The following is a 19,701-nucleotide window of genomic DNA, read 5'->3' on the forward strand; positions in this document are numbered from 1 at the left end:
CGGCCGCCGGGTCGGTCAGCGCCAGCCGTAGCCGGCGCGCAGGGCCTGCCCGACCCGCTCGAACCGGGGCCGATCGAGGACGGCACCCTCACGCCGGATGCTGTCCTCGCGCATGGTGAGCACCCGGTCCAGACGTACCCAGCTCGGCCGGTTGTCCCGATCCCACTCGCCGGGGCCGAGCGCGAGCCAGTGCCGCTGCCCGTCGCGTTCGCTCTGACTGGACAGCATCAGCCCGAACAGCGTGCGGCTGTGCCGGCCGACGACCAGCACCGGGCGGTCCTTGCCCTGCCGGGGGTCGTCCTCGTACGGCACCCAGGTCCAGACGATCTCGCCGGGATCGGCCTGACCGTCCCGCTCCGGAGCGTAGGTCAGCTCCCGCCGCTGCAACGCACTCACCTGGCGTCGGCGGGCCACCTGCGCCGGGCTCGGCCCGGTACGCCGCGGCGACGGGATCACCGCGCCCACCCGGGAGATGCGCGCTGCCACGTTCCTCAACAGACCAGCCACGGCGGGCAGCCTACCGGCCCCCGTTCACACGCCGGCGCGGGCGGTGCGCTGCGGCAGACTGCTCCCATGACTGATCTGCCCGACGACCTGCCGATCCTCGAACGGCGCGCGGTGCGGGTCGTGGTCCTCGACGACACCGACCGGGTGCTGCTGTTCCACACCCGGGATCCGGACCATCCGCGGCTGGGCACCTGGTGGGAGCTGCCCGGCGGCGGCATGGACGCCGGCGAGACGTACCGCGACACGGCGGTGCGGGAGCTGCGCGAGGAGACCGGCATCGACGTCAGCGCCGACCAGGTCGGCGCGCCGACCTGGCGACGGCGGGCGACCTTCCTGCACCGACAGGTGCGCCACGTCCAGGACGAGGTGGTCGTCGCGGTACGGCTGACCGGCCCCGGCCCGGACGTGGACGAGGCGCACCGGCTCGACTACGAGCGGGAGGACTACTTCGGGTTCCGCTGGTGGCCGCTGCCCGAGGTGGAGGCCAGCCCGGCCCGCTTCTACCCCGGTCAGCTCCCCCGGCTGATCGGTGGCTTCCTGGCCGGCGAGGAGATCGACGAACCGTTCGAGCTGTGGTCGTGAGGCGCGGCGGCGGGCAGAGTGGGGGCATGACGACCGAGCTGCACGGGCCGCTCGCCGCGTACGCCGCGCGGCTGCACGCCACGATCGGCGACCGGCACCACATCGCCTCCCCGTTCGGTGCCTGGCTGCTGCTCGCGCTGGCCGGGACGGCCGCGACCGACCAGGCCGACCGCCCGACGGCCGACGCGCTCGCGGATGCCCTGGGCACCGACCTGGCCGACGCCGCCGACATCGCCCGTGCGCTGCTGGACGCGCCGCACCCGCTTGTCGCGTCCGCCACCGCGCTCTGGCACCGGCCGGGTCAGGGCGACGGCGGCCGGGCCGGCTGGCGGGCCGCCCTGCCCGAGCGGACCGAGGTCGGCGCGCTGCCCGACCAGGCCGGGTTGGACGCCTGGGCACGCGAGCACACGCTCGGCCTGATCGAGACGTTCCCGCTGACGGTCGGGCCGGACGTGGTGGTGGCCCTCGCCAGCGCCCTGGCCACCCGCATCTCCTGGGCCGCGCCGTTCGAGGTCGCCGAGGCCCGCGCACTCGGCGCCGGCAGCGCCTGGGCGGGGCAGCTCCGGCGTACGCTGCGCAGCTCGGGCCACGGTCACCGCTGCGCCATCGCGGCGACCCCGGAGGCCGGTGACGTGATCGTGCACGCCGCGTCGGCCCGGGCGGAGGACGGCGCGGGCCTGGTCGTCGTCTCGGTGGCCGCCGCACCGCAGGTGCCGCCGGCCGATGTGCTCGCCGCCGCGTACCGGATCAGTGCCGGCGCGGCCGACGGCGCGCCACCGGCCGGTCGCCGCTCCCTCTTCGACCTGCCGCTCGGTGACGGTCCGCTGTGGACGGTCCGCGAGGAGAGAGTGCGGACCCGGGCCCGCGACGGCCGCGAGGAACGGCACACGGCGGTGCTGCCCTGCTGGTCAGCCCGCAGCGAGCACGACCTGACCGCGCCGGCGCTCGGCTTCCCCGCCGCCTCGGCGACCCTGGCGGCGGCGCTGGCCCTGCCCGTGCAGGACTTCGAGGCACGGCAGGTGGCGATGGCGCGGTTCGGGCGGTACGGCTTCGAGGCGGCGGCGGTCACCGGCATGTTCGGGGTGACGAGCCTGCCGCCGGAGGGTGTCGCCCGGATCGCCGAGTTGCGCTTCGGTCACCCGTACGCGGTGGTGGCCGTCGCCACCGACACCCGGCCCGATCGCAGCACCGGGCCGTGGCACGGCGTGCCGGTCTTCTCCGGCTGGGTCGCCGAGCCCGAGGATCTGCCCGACACCGACGCGTAGGGCCGCGCCCCGCGCGCACCCGCGGCGCGTGATCAACTCGATTTCAGCGAAGACGCGGTATCCCGGTCGGCCGGGACACCGCGCTTTCAGGGAACGCGAGTCGATCATCGGCCCCCGGAGGTATGACGACAGGGCCGCCGCGGAGGAGACGGCCACCTTACGATCGAGCACCTCCGGTGGCCCCCGGCAGGCTCCACTGGTTCGGTGAGACCGGCGCGTCCTCGTCGCGGTGCTGCAACAGCACCGCGCCCGAGCGATCGACGAGCAGCACGAGCGCGACCTCGTAGGTGGCCACCGCCGGGGACGCTGCTTACGAACGGGCGGTGACGTGGGTGACGAACGCTCGCCAGGCCGTCGGGGCGAAGACCAGGGTGCCGCCGTCGCGGTTCTTCGTGTCGCGGACCAGGACGACGCCGGGGAGATTGTCCGCAACCTCGACGCAGTCACCGCCGTTGCTACCGCTCCTGGTGCTCTTTCGCCACCGTGCGCCGGTCACGTCCATGATGCTGCCGCTTCTCTCAGGAGGTCCAGGGACCGCCCGCGGGGAAGGGCCTCGCCCCGGATGCGTTCCCACCGTCGCTCGAGGGTAGCAAGCTCCGACGTCTGATCGACGATTTGCGCCTGCGCCTGACTGTCCACATGTGCCACCCGCGTGCCGTCTGGCAACTCCGCGAGTGTGAACGGCCCGTTGAGCCCGGGGTAGGCGATCGCCTCGCTGGGCACGACGTGAAGCTGAACGCTCGGCAGGTCGGCGCAGGCCAAGAGGTGAGCGAGCTGCGCAGCCATGAGCGGCCGCCCTCCGGCGAATCCTCGATGAAGGATTCCCTCATCGAGCACCGCGACGAACAATGGCCCACGTTCACGGGTAAGGACCGTCTGCCGATCGATGCGTGCCGACACCAGCTCTTCGATCTCAGCCGTTGTCAGCGCCTCCCACGCGAGTGTGGCGCGGGCGTACGCCTCGGTCTGGAGCAGGCCGGGGACCCAGGCGAGCTGGAAGGCGCGTAGGGCGACCGCCTCGCGTTCGATGTCGACCCACGGCCGGAACCAGACCGGCTCCCGACGGTTGAAGACGTCCGGCCACAGGTCCGCCACATCCTTACTCAGGATCTTTGCCACCTCGGCACGGTGACGGGTCTGCGGTACGCGTCCCGGGTTCGCCCAGCGGGCCACCGTCTTCGGGTGAATCCCCATGCGACCGGCCAGACTCTCGGCCGTCTCGGAAGCCTCGGCGAGCGCCGCGACGAATGCATGGTTCATGCCTGCGTCCCTTCGGGAGCCAATGGAGCGTTCCGAAGAAATCATCTAACGCTGTGTGATTGTCAGGCAACCCTCGGCAGGGGTCTTCGTAGACGGCGTGGGCGGTGGAGGCGACGAAGCCCGCCGCGCGCGTTCGTAGCGGGGGCCCGGCCGACCCGACGGCGAGCACCGAGGCCGGGCCCCCTTCCCAGAACGGACGTGAGGGGAAGCCATGCCCGACACACCAAGGACGCCCGACGCGACGCCGGCGAGGCCGGGTGTCGAGGCCGAGCCACGAACGATCCGGTCCGGCGACCTGCTGCGCCTGACCCGCGACGCGAGCCCGCAGTTCGTTCGCCCGATCACGGTGCGGGTGATCCGCGTCCTGAACGATCGGCACACGTACCACGGTTGGCTCTGGATCGAGTGCTACGAGGTGGGCCGTAACGGGAACGCGGTGGCCCGACGGGAGCTGTACCTGATGCCCGCCGGCGTGTGCCGACTGGCGGCTCCGCCCGTACCGCAGCGTCGCGGACGGCCAACCGGAACCCGGCGGGCGGCGGTGTGACCCGGCGACGGGACCACCTCCCCTCCCGACCCACCTGGCGATGCCGGGCGTGCGGGATCGCCTGGCCGTGCTCGCCCGCGAAGCTGCGCCTGCTCGCCGAGTACCGCAACGATCGGCCCGCGCTGCTGGTCCACCTCGCGACGCTGCGCGCGCAGGCCGCCGTCCATCTCGACGAGTCGAATTCGACGGCTGAGCTGGTCTCGCGCCTCACCGACCAGGCCACCGCCCGCTGAGCAGGCGGACGCCCCACTCGTCCGGATCCCAGGCGCGGGGTGCCGGCACGGCCGCACCGGCACCCGCCCCGTCACACCCCGACCGGCACCCGTTCCTCCTCGCGCTGAGAGGCGCGGGCTGCCATCCGGCGTTCCCGCTCCTGCGCCCCGATCAGGTCGTCGGGCAGCGAGTCCGGCACCTCCAGGTCGAAGCGTCGCAGCAGCCGGATCGCGAAGCCGCCCAGGGTGATCACGACCAGGGCCGCGCCGAAGCAGACGTACGCGAAGCCGATGCCCCGGCCCGCGCCGGTGCCGATCACCGCGCCCACCGACCCGGCGAGCGCCCCGTCCGGGGCGAGCAGCGGCTCGAACAGGCTGGTGGCCGCCGGCGCGAGCAGCGCGAACCCGATCGGCAGGGTCGACCAGGAGATGGTCTGGTTGAGGCTGAACACCCGGCCGTGGAAGCGTTGCGGCACCTTGACCTGCACGATGGTGGCGTAGATGGACTGCGCGGTGGTCATCGACATGGCCAGCCAGAACGCCCCAACGCTGATCATCACGACCGACGCGTCCAGGCCGACCAGGACGCAGCCGAGGGCGGTGCCGAGGTTGCCGATCAGCACACCGATCATCCGGCGGTGGCGGGGGCCACCCCACAGCGACATGAGGACGCCACCGGCCACCGCTCCGAGTGCCTCGGCGAGAGCCACCTGGGCGACCTGCGTGGCGCTGCCGAAGGACAGCACCAGCGGCGTGGTGAGCACCAGGGCGGGTGCCAGGAAGATGTTGCCCAGCGCGAAGTAGCCGAGCATCAGCCGGAAGCCGCGATGCCGCCACGAGTAGCGCAGGCCGTTGGCGATGGCCACGAGCAGCCGCTCCCGGGGCCGCCAGCCGAGCAGGTCGGGGAAGCGGACCACGGCCAGAGTGGCGATCGCGACCAGGTAGCTGGCCACGTCCAGCAGCAGGATGCCCTTGAGGTCGATGGCGGCCAGCAGACCCGCCGCGAACACCGGCATCAGGAGCATGGCAAAGCCGTTGGAGAGCTGGGTGATGCCCATCGCGTGCCCCAGGTAGCGCTTGGGCACGAGCTGCGGCACCGCCGACTGGAACGCGATGCGCTGGAACGACCCGGCCACCTGACTCAGCGCCACCAGCACGTAGATGTGCCAGAGCGCCAGGCTGCCGGTCCAGAGCAGCGCGGCGAGCACCAGCTGGACCGATCCGGCGCTGCAACTGGCGATCATCATGATCTTCCGCCGGCTGACCCGGTCGGTGACCGCCCCGGCGACCGGCAGCATCAGCACCCCGCAGACCAGCGCGAGCGCCCACAGCAGACCCAGGTCGGCCACCGACCCGGTGCGGGTGAACAGCCAGATCGGCAGGGCGAACGCGGTCAGCGCCGAACCGGTGGTGGAGACGAGCTGCCCGACGGTCACCGCCACGAACCGCGCCATGCTCGGCCGGACCAGCGGCTGCTCCGGCTCGGCGATCGCGTCGACCCCCCGGATGTCGACGACCGCCCAGCCGGCGTCCTCACCGCGCGCCTGCGGGGTCAGCGCGGAGACGTCGTCGAGCGCCGGATGGACCCGGGTGACGATCTCGGCCAGCTCCTGTGCCCGGTACTTGAGGAAGAAGTGTCCCGCCTGGTCGAGCACCACCAGCGCCAGGCGGTCGCTCAGGAACTGCCACTCGGCGTACCGCTCGGTGTGGTAGTCGGTGACCGGGTCCTCCGAGCCGACCACCGAGATGATCGGGGCGCGCAGCTTCGTCGCGCGCCGGTCGAGCAGGTCGGTGAAGTACTCCTCGGACGCACGGGAGTCGGCCCGCATGTTGCTGATGATCCGGTCGGCCTGCTCGGCGTCCAGCTCGTCGGTGTCGACGCCCATCGACTTGAGCCAGCTCGCGTAGTGCCGGTTGCTGCGCAGCTTCTCCAGCCGGGTCCGCACCGCCGCGAACATGCCCTTCGGGCGGGCGAACGGGAACATCGCGCCGATGTAGAGGGCCGTCAGGTCCCGGCCGGCGGCCTCCACCTTGCGGGCCACCTCGGCGACGATCGCGCTGCCCACCCCGCAGTGCCCGTACAGGGCGAGGGGGCCCTCGACGCGTTCCAGGATCTCCCCGGCGACCCGGGTGGTCAGCTCGTCGAACGGCAGCGCGGCCTCGGTGAGCCCCACGTCGTGCCCGGGAATGGCCAGGGACCACAGCGCGTGCCCGGCCGGCAGCGCGTCCGCGAGCGGCTGGTAGACGATGGCGCTGCCGCCGCCGTACGGCACGCAGACGTACGTGATGACCCGCCGGTCCGCCGGGACGGGTTTCGTCAGCTCGTAGAGCAGCCGACGTGGCCCGTCGCCACCGCCGTCGCCGGACATGAAGGCGGCCAGGTCACGGATGGTGCGCTGCTGGAACAGGTCCATCACGCCGACCGGCCGGCCGCCGTGCTCGGCCTTGCGGATGCGGGCCACCACCTGCGTGGCGAGCATCGAGTGACCGCCCAGGTCGAAGAAGTCGTCGTCGATGCCGAGAGCGTCCACGCCGAGGATGTCGGACCAGATCTTGGCGAGCAGCCGCTCGGTGTCGTCGCGGGGCGCCACGAGCGCCACCGACGCGGCGCGGGTGACCACCGGCGCGGGCAACGCCGTACGGTCCAACTTGCCGTTCGGGGTCAACGGGAACGCGTCCAGGGTGACGAACGCGGCCGGCACCATGTACTCGGGCAACGTCTCCTTCAGCGCCGCCTTCACCGTGTCGTGTGCGGCCGCGCCGACCACGTACCCGGTGAGGCGCTTGTCGCCGGGCGTGTCCTCACGGACCAGCACGACCGCCTCGGTCACCCCCGGCTGGGCGCGCAGCGCGCTCTCGATCTCGCCCAGCTCGATGCGCAGGCCCCGCAGCTTGACCTGGTGGTCGATTCGACCGAGGAACTCCAGCACACCACCGGGCTGGCCGCCGGGCGCGACCCGCCAGCGGGCCAGGTCGCCGGTGCGGTACAGCCGCGCACCCGGCTCGAGGGCGAACGGGTCCGGCACGAACCGCTCGGCGGTCAGCGCCGCCCGGCGGTGGTAGCCACGCGCCAGCCCGACCCCGCCGATGTGCAGCTCACCGGCAACGCCGACCGGGCACGGGTTGCCCCGGGCGTCCAGCACGTGCAGGCGCAGGTTGCTGATCGGCGCGCCGATCGGCACGCTGGTCAGCCCGGCCAGCAGCGCCGGATCGCAGGCCCAGGCGGTGACGTCGATCGCCGCCTCCGTCGGGCCGTACAGGTTGTGCAGGCCGCAGCCGGGCAGCCGCGCGGTGAAGTCGCGGGCCGCCGCGAGCGGCAGCTCCTCACCGCTGCAGATCACCCGGCGCAGCGCGGTGGCCGCCTCGACGCCGTCCTCGGCGAGGAAGACCGTCAACATCGACGGTACGAAGTGGGCGGTGGTGACCCGCTCGGTGACCAGCAGATCGCGCAGGTAGCCGGCGTCCTTGTGCCCGCCCGGCTCGGCCAGCACCAGCCGGGCACCCTCGCGCAGCGGCCAGAAGAACTCCCACACCGACACGTCGAAGCTGGCCGGGGTCTTCTGCAGGACGGCGTCGTCGGCGTCGAGGCGGTACGTGCGCTGCATCCAGTCGAGGCGGTTGACGATGCCCCGGTGGGTGTTCGGCACGCCCTTGGGACGGCCGGTCGAACCGGAGGTGTAGATGACGTACGCCAGGTTCGCCGGGCCGGCCGTCGGCGTCGGGTCACTGACCGGCTGGTCGGCCCAGACCGACTCGTCGTCCAGAACGAGCACGCTCGCGTCGGTCGTCGGCAGCACGTCGCGCAGGTCTCCCTGCACCAGCACCACCGGCGCGGCGGCGTCGGTGACCATGAACGCCAGCCGGTCGGCCGGATACTCCGGGTCCAGCGGCAGGTAGGCGCCGCCGGCCTTGAGCACCCCCAGCAGGCCCGCGACCACCTCCACCGACCGTTGCGCGCAGACCCCGACCAGCGTCTCCGGGCCGACCCCGGCGGCGCGCAGCCGGTGCGCCACCCGATTCGCCGCCGCGTTCAGCTCGGCGTACGTCACCGAGCGGCCGGCGAACCGCAGCGCCACCGCGTCCGGTGTCCGGGCGGCCCACTCCTCGATCGGAGCGTGCAGCGTCTGCTGCCGCGGGAAGTCGTGGTCGGTGTCGTTCCACCCGGCCAGCAGCTCCCGCTCGGCGGGTGCGAGCAGGTCCAGCGCGGACACCGGCAGGTCCGGGGTGGCGGCCACCGCGCGCAGCAGGGTGGTCAGCCGGTACGCCATCCGCTCGACGGTGGCCCGGGTGAACAGGTCGGTGTTGAAGACCAGCTTTCCCCAGAGCCCGGCACCGGTCTCGACGGCGTGCAGCTCAAAGTCGAAACGGGTGGCCCGCAACTCCATCGGATGCCACTCGAAGGCGACGTCGGCGTCGTCGGCCACCCCTTCGAACCGGCCCATCTCGTAGTTCTGCAACACGAACATCGCCTGGAAGACCGGCGAGCGGCTGACGTCGCGCGGCAACCCCAGCTCGTGCACCACCCGGGCGAACGGCACCTCGGCGTGCTCGAACCCGTCCAGCACGGCCCGCCGGGTCCGGTGCAGCAGCTCGGTGAACGTCGGGTCGCCCGCCAACTCGGTGCGCAGCGGCAGCATGTTGACGAACATGCCGACCACGTCCTCCAGTTCCGGCGCCGACCGCCCGGCCACCGACGCGCCGACCGCGAAGTCGTCCTGCCCGGCGTGCCGGGCCAGGAACACCTGGTACGCGGCGAGCAGCGTCATGAACAGCGTGCCGCCGTACGCGCGGGTCAGCGCGGCCAGACCCTCGGTGGTGGCCCGGTCCACGGTGAACTCGACGAAGTCCCCCCGGTAGGTCTGGGTCGCCGGCCGCGGCAGGTCCAGCGGAAGCTCCAGCGGGGTGATCCCGGTGAGCCGGTCCTTCCACCAGTCCAGGTGCCGGCGGGCGGCCGGCCCGGCCAGCTCCCGCGCCTCCCAGACGGCGAAGTCCCCGTACTGCACCGGCAGGGCGGGCAGCTCCCCGTCGCGGTAGCGGGCGATCAGGTCCCGCAGCAGCACGTCGACCGACCAGCCGTCGCCGACGATGTGGTGCTGGCCGAGGAACAGCACATGCTCGGTCGGCGCCAGCCGGATCAGCAGGGCCCGCAGCAGCGGCCCGTTGGCCAGGTCGAAGGGCTCGGCGGCGGCCCGGTCGACCAGGGCTTGCGCGGCGGCGGCGTCGGCCGCGTCGACCACGGTCAGCGGCACCTCGACCACGTCGTCGAGCACCACCGTCGGTCGACCGTCGACGTCGGCCGGGAACCGGGTGCGCAGCGACTCGTGCCGCCGGGTCAGATCGGTCAGCGCGCGGCGCAGCGCCGCGACGTCCAACGGTCCGCGGACCCGCAGCGGCACCGCGATGTGGTACGCCGCCTCCCCTGGCGCGAGCTGGTCCATGAACCAGACCCGCTCCTGGGCGTACGACAGCGGCACCTCGGCGTCCGGCGCACGGCCAGTGATCCGGGCGCCGGACGCGCCGGACGCCCGGCGGCGCAGCCGTTGGGCGATCAGCGCCTGCCGGGCGGCGTCGCGGGCGGTTTCCTGCACGTCGGTCATGAGCCGGTGTCCTTCTGCGCCGCGAGCAGAGCGGCGACCTCGGTTTCGGAGAGCTCGTCCAGTTCGGCGGCGATACGCTGCTCGATCTGGGCCGCCAGGTCGGCGACCACCGGGCTGCTGAACAGCGCCCGCATCGGCAGGTCCACGTCCACTTCGGCGCGGATGCGCGCCATCGCCCGCATGCCGCGCAGCGAGTTGCCGCCGAGGGCGAAGAAGTCGTCGAGGGCGCCGACCTTCTCCAACTGCAGGATCTCGGCGTAGACCTCGGCGACCAGCGCCTCGGCGTCGGTACGCGGAGCGAGGAAGCCGCCGGAGGTGACGACCGTCGGGGCCGGCAGCGCGGCGGTGTCCAGCTTGCCGTTCGGCGTCAACGGCAGCGCGTCCAACCGGACGAAGGCGCTCGGCACCAGGTGCGCGGGCAGGTCCAGGGCCAGGTCGGCGGCGACCGTCGTCTCGTCGACGTCGCCGACCAGGTAGGCGACCAGCGTCGGCTCACCCGCGTCGGCACGGACCACCACCGCTGCCGCGTCCACGTCCGCACGGGAGCGCAGCACCGACTCGATCTCGCCCAGCTCGATCCGCATCCCCCGGACCTTGACCTGGCTGTCGCGGCGGCCCAGGTATTCCAGCGTCCCGTCGGCCCGCCACCGGGCCAGGTCACCGGTGCGGTACATCCGCTCCCCCGGCGGCCCGTACGGGCAGGGCAGGAACCGCTCGGCGGTGAGCGCCGGCCTGCGCAGGTAGCCCCGGGCCAGTTGCGCCCCGGCGACGTACAGCTCGCCGACCACGCCCGGCGGCACCGGGTTCAACGCGGCGTCGAGCAGGTGTGCCCGGGTGGTCCAGGTGGGTTGGCCGATCGGCACCGGGCCGGCGGGCACCGGCTGGCCGGGGGCGATCCGGGCGGCGACGCAACCCACGGTCGCCTCGGTCGGGCCGTACTCGTTGACCACGGCGACGTCCGGGTGCGCCGACCGCCAGGCGGCCAGCTGCTCGCCGGTCAACGCCTCCCCGCCGACCACCAGGTCGGTGGTGGGCGACAGCGCGTCGTCGAGCAACGGCAGGTGGCTGGGGGTGACCTTGAGGAAGGTCGGCGGGCCACCGGCCCGGGCGGCCGGAGTGTCGATGCCGGCCAGCCGGACCGTGCCGCCCGCGGTGAGCGTGCCGAGCAGTCCCGTCACGGTCAGGTCGAACGTGACCGGGGAGTGCAGCAGGGCGGTGCCGGCCAGGCCGGGGTAGGTGTCCCGAGCCCAGGCCAGGTACGCGGTGACCGCCCGGTGCTCCATCAGCACACCCTTGGGCCGGCCGGTGGAGCCGGAGGTGTAGAGCACGTACGCGGGGTGCTCCGGGCGCAGCGGCGCCCGCCGGTCGTCGTCGGTGAGGTCGGTGTCGGCCCGGTCGGCGGCGGTCGCGGCGTCGAGCACCAGCGCGTCGGCCGGGGCGAGGGCGGCCGTCCCCGCGGTGGCCAGCACCAGCGTCGGTTGCGCGTCGGCGAGCAGGTAGCCGATCCGGTTCGCCGGGTGGTCGGTGTCCACCGGCAGGTACGCCGCGCCGGCCTTGAGCACCGCGAGGATCGCCACCAGCAGCTCCGCCGAGCGGGGCAGCAGGAGCGCGACGACGGTCTCCGGGCCGGCACCCCGCTCGACCAACAGCCGGGCCAGCCGGTTTGCCCGCGCGGACAGCTCGGCGTAGCTCAGCTCCACCCCGTCGCAGAGCACCGCGACCGCCGCCGGGGTCACGGCGCACTGCCGCTGCACCTCGGCGACCACGGTGCTCGGGGTCACGTCGCCACCACTGCCGGTCCAGGTGAGCAGCAGGTCCCGCTCGGCGTCGTCGAGCAGGGGCAGCGCCGACAGTCTGGTGGCCGGGTCGGCGACCACGGCGGTGAGCAACCGCAGGTAGCGGGCCACGATCGTCTCGGCGGTGGCCCGGTCGAACAGGTCGGTGCGGTAGACCAGCCGGCAGGTGCCCCGGGTGATGTCGAAGGCCAGGTCGTCCTTGGTGGTGCCCAGGGCCACCACGTCCAGGCCGGAGTCCGGAATGAAGTTCAGCGCGGTCTGGAACACCGGCTGCACCGACGGGTCGCGCTGCCCGGCGACGGCCTCGACGACCCGCTGGAACGGGGTCTGCCCGTGCTCCATCGCCTCCACCAGACCGCCCCGGACCCGGCCGAGCAGGTCGGTCACGCTCGGGTCGCCGGTCAGGTCGCAGCACAGCGCGACCGGGTTGACGAACATCCCGATCAGCGGGGTCAGCTCGGCGGTGTCCCGGGCAGCGGTGGAGACGCCCACCACCACGCGCGTGTCGCCGGAGATCCGCGACAGCAGGGCCGCGAAGGTGGCCAGCAGCACCATGTACGAGGTGGCGGAGGTGCTGGCGGCGAGTCGACCGACCTGGTCCAGCAGCCCGTCGGGCAGGTCGAAGCGGACCTCGTCACCGGCGAAGCCGAGCTGGGTGGGGCGCGGTCGGTCCAGTGGCAGAGTGGTCACGGCCGGCGCGCCGGCCAGGTGGCCGCGCCAGAAGGCGAGCTGCCGGTCCAGTTCGTCACCGCTGAGCTGGTCGCGCTGCCAGACGGAGAAATCGGCGTACTGGATGGGCAGCACGGGCACGTCGGCGGGCGCGCCGGTCAGCGCGGCGCGGGCGAACGCGGACAGCTCGGTGTCGAGGAGCACCGCGGAGTGGCTGTCGAAGACCGCGTGGTGCACCACGAACTGCAACCCGACCCGGTCGGCGGCGAAGTGCACCAGCCGGGCCCGCCACAGCGGCGGGGCGTCCAGCGGGATCGGAGTCCGGGCCAGCTCGGCGAATGTCTCGTCGTAGCGGGCGTCCTGCTCGTCGGCGGGCAGGGCGCTCAGGTCCAACTCCGCCAGCTTCAGCGGCTCGACGGCCCGGACGACCTGCGTCAACGTGCCGTCGACCATCCGCAGGTGGGTCCGCAGCGCCTCGTGCCGGGCGACCACCAGCGCGAACATCTCGGCGGCCTGGGGTGCGGTGACACCGACCGGGAAGCGGCACGGCGCGGAGATGTTGTAGACCGGTGAGCCGGGGTCGAGCTGGTTGGCCGTCCACACCCGCTCCTGGGCGAACGAGGCCGGAAAGGTCCACTCCCGGGTCATGACGCCGTCTCCCGCACCGAACGGGGACGCATGTCGGTCCAGACGGAGTCGATGTGCGCGAGGCACTCCTCGCGGGTGCCGGCGAACCCCTCGTCGTACCACCCCGCGGGGAGGTCCCGCTCGGCCGCCCAGATGGAGTACTGCTCCTCGTCGTTGCGGACGACCAGGAATCGGGATTCGGACATCACTGTGCTCCATCGGTGTCGGGGGTATGCGGCTCGGCCATCGCGACGGCGATCTTGCGGGGGCCGGTGAACGGCTCCCGGCCGTGCGCGGCGGTCATGTTGTCCACCACCAGCACGTCGTCGCGCTGGTAGTCGAAACGGACGCTGGCGGCGCGGTAGGCGGCGCGCAGGTGGTCCATGACGTCGGCGGGGATCTCGCCGCCGTCGCCGTAGTAGGTGTTCGACGGCAGCCCGTCGGCGCCGAACATGGCCAGCAGCCCCTCCTGGAGGTCCTTGGCCAGGCTGCTCACATGGAAGAAGGTGGCGTGGTTGAACCAGCGGGGGACGTCCGAGCCGGGCCGGTGGTGCACGGCGTCGCGCACCGCCCGGGTCCGCAGCCCGTCGCGGCCCACCCACTGCAGGGTGATCCGGTTCGCCGCCGCGTACGCCTCGACCTCGGAGCGGTCCTCGGTGCCGAAGACGTGCTGCCAGGTGGTACCGAAGTCCTCGTGGAAGTTGCGCATCAGCATCCAGCGACGGCGGATGAACTCCTCGCGGACCGCCGGGTCGATCTCCTGGTAGACGCGGCGGATGTCGGCCAGCGGGGTGGCGCCCAACGTCTGCGGCGCGGTGATGCAGTAGAAGAACAGCGTCAGCGGCCACCGCGCCTGGTACGAGTTCTCGTTGTGCAGGAAGATCTCCTCGTCCGGCGGGTAGTCGGTCGAGGTGTACACGCGGCCCTTGATGGCGTGCCGTGGTGAGGACCGCTCGGTGTAGGTCAGTGGCTCACCGGACAACGCCCGGACCACCCGGTCGAAGCCGTCCACCCCGCCCACGTCGAAGCCCCGGAACAGCAACCCGCCCTGCTCGGCCAGGGTGGCCCGCAGCTCGGCGCGGCGGTCGGTGATCAGGTCGGTCAACGCCCGACCGTCGGATTCGACGACCACGGGCAGCGTGGCGATCGTGTCGCTCATGGCTTTTCGGTCCTGCTTTCTCGTCAGGCGCGGGGCAGTCGCGGGATGGTGGGGATCGGTGCCGGGGCGGCCGGCTCGTCGACGGCGGCGGCGCGCAGCTCCTCGATGCGCGCGGCGAGCCCGGCCACGGTGGGGGTGTCGAACAGGCTGCGCATCGGCAGCCGCACGCCGGTCGCTTTGCGCATCGCGGCGATCAGCTGCACCGCGACCAGGGAGTTGCCGCCCAGGGCGAAGAAGTCGTCGTCGACGCCGACCTCGGTCACGCCGAGCCCGTCCTGCCACACCCGGGCGATGACGGACTCCAACTCGGTGCCGGGCGCCGCGCCGCCGCCGGACGCGGCGGGGGTGGCGTCGTCGGCGGTGAGGGTGTCGGTGGTGACCCGGCCGGCCCGGCGGCGGATGTCGTCGACGGTCCTGGTGGCGATGACCACCTGGGCCCCGAGGCCGGCGGTGAGGCTGCGCCGGAACGCCTCCGCCCCGTCCACCGGCCGGATGTCCTCGGTCGAGGTCGGCGTGGGCGCGTCCACCTCGGACAGTTGGACGAGACCGCCGGTGACCGCGTCCCGGTCGACGCGGCGCAGCACGAAGTCGCTGACGGCGACCAGCTCCACCCCGTCGGGGTCACGCAGCGACAGGTCGGCGACGACCACCTCGTCGCTGCCACCCGCCCGGTGCCGCAGCTCGCTGGTGAACCGGGTCGGCAACGGTCCGCGCACCACGATCCGGCCGTACGACAGCGGCAGGTAGGTGCCGCTGCCCTGGCCCCGGCCGAACGCGGTCGCCACGTCCAGCAACGCGGGGTGCAGGCCCCAGGCGGGCAGCTCGGCGACGGCCGGGGCGGGCGCCTCGATCACCGCCAGCTCGGTGTCCTCGGCGAGGTGGTGTTCGCGCAGGGCGGCCCAGCGCGGCCCGAAGGTGAGCATGCTGCCGCGGCCCCGACCGAACGAGGCGTCGTCGTCCACCCGGCGGCCCACCGCGGACGCCGCCCGTGCCGGTGGCGCCGGCTCGTCGGTCCAGCCGGCCACACCGCGGACGTGGGTGCGCAGTCGACCACCCGCCAGGCTGCGCACGACGAACTCGGTGCCCCCGTCATCGGCCGGCATGAACTCCACCCGGTACTGGGCGACCGTGCCGTCGGGCACCGCGAACGGCTCCAGGAAGACCACGTCCCGCAACTCCACCGCCGCGTCGGGGCCGGGTGCGGGCAGCGCGTCGACCACCGCGGCCCGCACCGCCTCCAGGTGCGCGGAGCCCGGGACCACCGGCACGCCGCCGATGCGGTGCTCGTCGAGCATCCAGTGGCTGCTGGCCGAGACCAGGCCGTGCAGCACCGTCTCCGCCGGCCCGGTGACCTTCGTGGCGAGGACCGGGTGGTCGACCGCGCTGGTCACCGTGTCACGACCGGCCGCCCGGAACCCGGCCGGCGCGGCGGTCTCCACGGCCATGCCCACCTCGGCCCAGCCACCCCAGTTCTGCGACAGCACCGGCGACCGCCAGCCCGCGCCGGAGCGGGCGTGCGCGTCCAGGAACGCGTTGGCGGCGCAGTAGTCGACCTGCCCGAAGCCGCCGACGACAGCAGTGATCGACGAACAGAGCACCACGAAGTCCAGCGGCAGGTCGCCGAAGACCTGGGCGAGGGCGAGCGTGCCGGCGAGCTTCGGGGCGAGCACCCGCTCGGCGTCGTCCCGTTCCTTGACCTCGGCCATTCCACCACCGGGCAGGCCGGCGGCGTGCACGATGCCGTCCAGACCGCCGTACGCGGACAGCGCCGCGTCGCGGACCCGACGCAGCTCCGCCGGGTCGGTGACGTCGGCGGCGAGCACCAGCACCTCGGCGCCGGCGGACTCCATCCGGCGGATCGCCGCGATGGCCCGCCCCGCCCGGTCGTCGCCGTGCACGGCGAGGTGGTCGTCCCACCGTTCGCGCTCGGGCAGCCCGGAGCGGGCCAGCAGCACCAGCTTCGCCCGCCCCCGGGTGGCGAAGTCCTCGGCCAGGGTGATGCCGACGCCGCCGAGACCACCGGTGATCAGGTACCGGCCGCCGTCGCGCAGCGCGCCCGGATCCCCCTCCGCGTCGATCGTCACCTGCTCCACGTCGGCCCGCCAGCGCCGCCCACCCCGCAGGGCCACCTCGGGCTCCCGGGGGCGGCGCAGCTCGGCGACCACCGCCGCGACACCGTCGTCGGACGGATCCGCGTCGACGAGCCGGACGCTCAGGCCGGGCAGCTCGGCGGGGAGCACCCGGGCCAGCCCGGCCAGGGTGGCGTGCTCCGGTCGGCGCAGGTCGTCACCGCGTACGTCGCCGGTGCCGGTGGTGACCAGCTCCAGGGCGACGCCGTCCTCGGCACCGGTCAGGCCGGCGCCGGCGAGCGCCTGCACGAGGTGCAGAGCGCTGAAGAAGCCCCACTCCTGGGCCGCCCAGGTCGCCGCGATGTCGATGCCGGCGGGTACGCCGTCGAGGGTGAACGCGTGCACCACCCGGGCCGGCGGCACGCCACCGTCAGCGGTGAGCGCGGCCACCAGGTCGTCGTAGTCGGCGCGTACCCCCGGGCGGAGCCGGTAGTCGCCGTCGGCGGCGAACGCGTCGCCGGGGCGCACCACGACCGGGTCGGCGCCGGCGGCCCGCAGGCCGGCGACCAGCGCGTCGCCGCGCGGACCGGCGGTCAACACCAGGCAGCGGCCCAGCGGCACGGTCGGCGGCAGCGGCGCGGCCTGCCGCCACACCGGCACGGCGAACCACTGCGGCAACGGTCGCGGCCCCACCTCGACCGGGGCGGTCACGACCGGCTGCTCCGGATCCGGGTCGAGCCAGAAGCGGCGGCGCTCGAAGGGGTATGTGGGCAGCGGCACCCGCCGGGCCGCCGGGTCGTCGTCGAAGCGCACGGGCACGGCGGCGGACCAGAGCGCGCCAGCGGCGCCGAGCAGGGTGGCCAGGTCGCCGGTGCCGTCGCCCGGCCCGGGCAGGCTGCTCAGCGGGGCGAGCTGGCGCTGCTCCGGGGCGGCCCTGGCCACCTGCATCCGGGCCAGGCTGGCCAACTGCCGGCCGGGGCCGCACTCAAGCAGCTGCCAGGTGCCCGCCGTCAGCAGGGTGGCGACGCAGTCGCCGAACCGGACCGGCTGCCGCAGGTGCGCAGCCCAGTACGCCGGGTCGGTGGCCTGCTCGGCGGTGATCCAGGCGCCGGTGACGTTGGACAGGAACGGCAGCGTCGGCGGGCGCAGCGTGACCGTGCCCATCAGCGCCGTGAAATCGGCCAGGATCGGGTCCATCATCGGCGAGTGGAAGGCGTGCGAGGTGCGCAGCATCTTGCTCTTGCCGTCCAGCGTGGCGGCGAACGCCTCGACCGCGGCGGTCGGGCCGGCCACCACGCAGGTGCCCGGGCCGTTGACGGTGGCGACCGCCAGCTCCGCGGGCAGGTGCGCGGCGACCACCGACTCGTCCAGCGCCACCGCCAGCATCGACCCGGTCGGCACCGACTGCATGAGCCGGCCCCGACCGGCGACCACCCGCAGCGCGTCGGGCAGGCTCAGCACGCCGGCGATGGTGGCGGCGACGTACTCGCCGATGGAGTGGCCGATCATCGCGGCCGGCCGCACCCCGGCGGCCTGCCAGAGGACGGCCAGGGCGTACTCGACGGTGAACAGGGCCGGCTGGGTGTAGCGGGTCTCGACGAGGCGCTCCCCCGCCGCCGGGTCGCGGCCGAGGATCAGGTCACGCAGGTCCAGGCCGAGTTCGGGGCGGAGCAGCTCGGCGCACTCGTCGACGGCGGCCGCGAAGCTGGGCTGCTCGGCGTAGAGCTGCGCACCCATGCCGGCATACTGGGCGCCCTGACCGCTGAACAGGAAGCCCACCTTCGGGGCGGGACTGACGGTCACCGGCTCCGGCCCGCGCTTGCGGGCACGCAGGGCGGCGGCAGCCGAAACCAGGTCGGTGGCGACCACCGCGCGGCGGTGCGCGTACTGCCGGCGGCCGACGCGCAGGGTGTGCGCGATGTCGGCGAGGTACTCCGGCCCGGCGTCGGCCGCGCTGTCCAGGTGATCGGCGAGGCGCCGCACCGCCGCGTCCAGGGCGGTGGGGGTGGCCGCGGAGACCTGGAGCAGGTGCGCCGGGCGCACCCGCCGGTCGTCCCGGTACGCCGCCGGCGCCTCCTCCAGCACCACGTGCGCGTTGGTGCCGCCGATGCCGAACGAGCTGACCCCCGCCCGGCGCGGCCCGCCGTCGGCGTCCCACTTGGTCAGCGTGTTCGCCACGAAGAACGGGGTGTCGGCGAACTCGACCGCCGGGTTCGGCGTCTCGAAGTTGATCGTCGGTGGGATCAGACCGTGCTCCATGGCCAGCACCGTCTTGATCACGCTGACGATGCCCGACGGCTGGCTGAGGTGCCCGATGTTCGACTTCACCGAGCCAATGCCGCACCAGCCCCGCTCGTCGGTGTCCTTCGAGTAGACCGCGGAGAGCGCGGCCACCTCGATCGGGTCGCCCATCGCCGTGCCGGTGCCGTGTGCCTCGACGTAGGTGATGGTGCGCGGGTCGACGTCGGCCATCGCCACGGCCTGGGCGACCACCGCCATCTGCCCGTCGACGCTCGGCGCGGTGAAGCCGACCTTGCCGGCGCCATCGTTGTTGATCGCGTTGCCGAGCACCACGGCGCGTACGGTGTCGCCGTCGGCGATGGCGTCGGAGAGCCGCTTGAGCAGGGTCACCCCGACCCCGCTGCCCCACACCGTGCCGTTCGCGTCGGCGTCGAACGGGCGGCACCGGCCGTCAGGCGAGGTGAAGCCCTCCATCCCCAGGTAGCCGACGTGCGGCAGCTCGATGTTCACCCCGCCGGCCAGGGCCATGTCGCACTCGCCGTTGCGCAGCGCCTCGCAGGCCAGGTGGAAGGCGACCAACGAGGTCGAGCAGGCGGTGTGCACGGTCATGCTGGGCCCACGCAGGTCCAGCCGGTACGACACGTTGGTGGCCACGTAGTTCGGCGAGTTGCCGGTGGCGATGGACACCGCGGTGTGCGGGTTACCGCCGGCCCGCTGGTTACGCAGCACGTTGCGCTGCAGGTACGTGTTGCCGCCGGTGCCCGCGTACACGCCGACCGCGCCGTCGTAGCGCGACGGGTCGTAGCCGGCGTCCTCCAGCGCGGTGTGGCAGGTCTCCAGGAACAGCCGGTGCTGCGGGTCGGTCAGCTCGGCCTCCCGGCTGGTCATCCCGAACAACCCGGCGTCGAACTCGTCGTACCCGTCGACCAGCGGGGCGCGGTTGACCCAGCCCGGATCGTCGACCTCGTTGACTGTCGCGCCCCGGGCCAACTGCTCCTCGCGGGTCAGCTCGGTCGCCGACTCGACGCCGTCGACCAGGTTGCGCCAGAACTCGCGCACGTCGGCGGCGCCGGGTAGGCGCGCGGCGAGGCCGACGATCGCGATCGGTTCGATGCCCTCGTCCGCCAGGTCATTGGCGTCGTCGGGCCGTGTGGTCGGGTTGCTCATCAG

Annotated in this window: 13 protein-coding genes; 4 read left to right on the plus strand and 9 right to left on the minus strand. The window is 73.6% G+C overall.

Annotation, left to right across the window (positions count from 1 at the left end; genetic code table 11):
• Positions 1-15: 15 nt before the first annotated feature.
• On the minus strand, positions 16-507 hold the full coding sequence (locus O7620_RS10850; protein WP_278122934.1) for a type II toxin-antitoxin system PemK/MazF family toxin: 492 nt from the start codon (positions 505-507) through the stop codon (positions 16-18).
• 66 nt (positions 508-573) lie between these two features.
• On the opposite strand from O7620_RS10850, the gene O7620_RS10855 reads away from it, so the two are divergent.
• Positions 574-1,089 (plus strand): NUDIX domain-containing protein, encoded by a 516-nt coding sequence (locus O7620_RS10855; protein WP_278122935.1) that lies wholly within the window; start codon positions 574-576, stop codon positions 1,087-1,089.
• Between the two features lie 26 nt (positions 1,090-1,115).
• Positions 1,116-2,354 (plus strand): hypothetical protein, encoded by a 1,239-nt coding sequence (locus O7620_RS10860; RefSeq protein WP_278122936.1) that lies wholly within the window; start codon positions 1,116-1,118, stop codon positions 2,352-2,354.
• A gap of 157 nt (positions 2,355-2,511) precedes the next feature.
• Here O7620_RS10860 and O7620_RS10865 read toward each other — a convergent pair whose 3' ends face one another.
• Genes O7620_RS10865 through O7620_RS10875 form a run of 3 tightly spaced genes read right to left on the minus strand, consistent with a single transcriptional unit; the run spans position 2,512 to position 3,614 of the window.
• Positions 2,512-2,649, minus strand: coding sequence for a hypothetical protein (locus O7620_RS10865; RefSeq protein WP_278122937.1), 138 nt, complete (start codon positions 2,647-2,649; stop codon positions 2,512-2,514).
• A 15-nt stretch (positions 2,650-2,664) separates the two neighbouring features.
• The gene (locus O7620_RS10870; protein ID WP_278122938.1) at positions 2,665-2,856 is read right to left on the minus strand and encodes a DUF397 domain-containing protein; all 192 of its coding nucleotides are present in this window, start codon (positions 2,854-2,856) and stop codon (positions 2,665-2,667) included.
• On the minus strand, positions 2,847-3,614 hold the full coding sequence (locus O7620_RS10875; protein WP_278122939.1) for a DUF5753 domain-containing protein: 768 nt from the start codon (positions 3,612-3,614) through the stop codon (positions 2,847-2,849). The genes O7620_RS10870 and O7620_RS10875 overlap by 10 nt, the downstream gene beginning before the upstream one ends.
• Before the next feature lie 211 nt (positions 3,615-3,825).
• Between O7620_RS10875 and O7620_RS10880 the strand changes: the two genes are divergently transcribed.
• Positions 3,826-4,161 carry a hypothetical protein gene (locus O7620_RS10880; protein ID WP_278122940.1) on the plus strand — a complete coding sequence of 112 codons (336 nt, stop codon included), beginning with the start codon at positions 3,826-3,828 and terminating at the stop codon, positions 4,159-4,161.
• Positions 4,158-4,394 (plus strand): flavin reductase, encoded by a 237-nt coding sequence (locus O7620_RS10885; protein ID WP_151488490.1) that lies wholly within the window; start codon positions 4,158-4,160, stop codon positions 4,392-4,394. The genes O7620_RS10880 and O7620_RS10885 overlap by 4 nt, the downstream gene beginning before the upstream one ends.
• A 71-nt stretch (positions 4,395-4,465) precedes the next feature.
• On the opposite strand, the gene O7620_RS10890 is transcribed toward O7620_RS10885, so the two are convergent.
• The 5 genes from O7620_RS10890 to O7620_RS10910 are packed head-to-tail and all read right to left on the minus strand — an operon-like array spanning position 4,466 to position 19,698.
• Positions 4,466-9,970, minus strand: coding sequence for a non-ribosomal peptide synthetase/MFS transporter (locus O7620_RS10890; RefSeq protein ID WP_278122941.1), 5,505 nt, complete (start codon positions 9,968-9,970; stop codon positions 4,466-4,468).
• Positions 9,967-13,083, minus strand: a complete 3,117-nt coding sequence (locus O7620_RS10895) for an amino acid adenylation domain-containing protein (protein WP_278122942.1) — start codon at positions 13,081-13,083, stop codon at positions 9,967-9,969. The genes O7620_RS10890 and O7620_RS10895 overlap by 4 nt, the downstream gene beginning before the upstream one ends.
• Positions 13,080-13,268 (minus strand): MbtH family NRPS accessory protein, encoded by a 189-nt coding sequence (locus O7620_RS10900; RefSeq protein WP_151488463.1) that lies wholly within the window; start codon positions 13,266-13,268, stop codon positions 13,080-13,082. The genes O7620_RS10895 and O7620_RS10900 overlap by 4 nt, the downstream gene beginning before the upstream one ends.
• The gene (locus tag O7620_RS10905; RefSeq protein ID WP_151488462.1) at positions 13,268-14,221 is read right to left on the minus strand and encodes a TauD/TfdA family dioxygenase; all 954 of its coding nucleotides are present in this window, start codon (positions 14,219-14,221) and stop codon (positions 13,268-13,270) included. The genes O7620_RS10900 and O7620_RS10905 overlap by 1 nt, the downstream gene beginning before the upstream one ends.
• Positions 14,222-14,244: 23 nt before the next feature.
• Entirely contained in the window at positions 14,245-19,698 is a 5,454-nt protein-coding gene (locus O7620_RS10910; RefSeq protein WP_278122943.1) for a type I polyketide synthase, read from the minus strand.
• Positions 19,699-19,701 lie beyond the last annotated feature (3 nt).

Origin of the sequence: Micromonospora sp. WMMD710 (assembly GCF_029626045.1) — a bacterium.
GTDB lineage: Bacteria > Actinomycetota > Actinomycetes > Mycobacteriales > Micromonosporaceae > Micromonospora.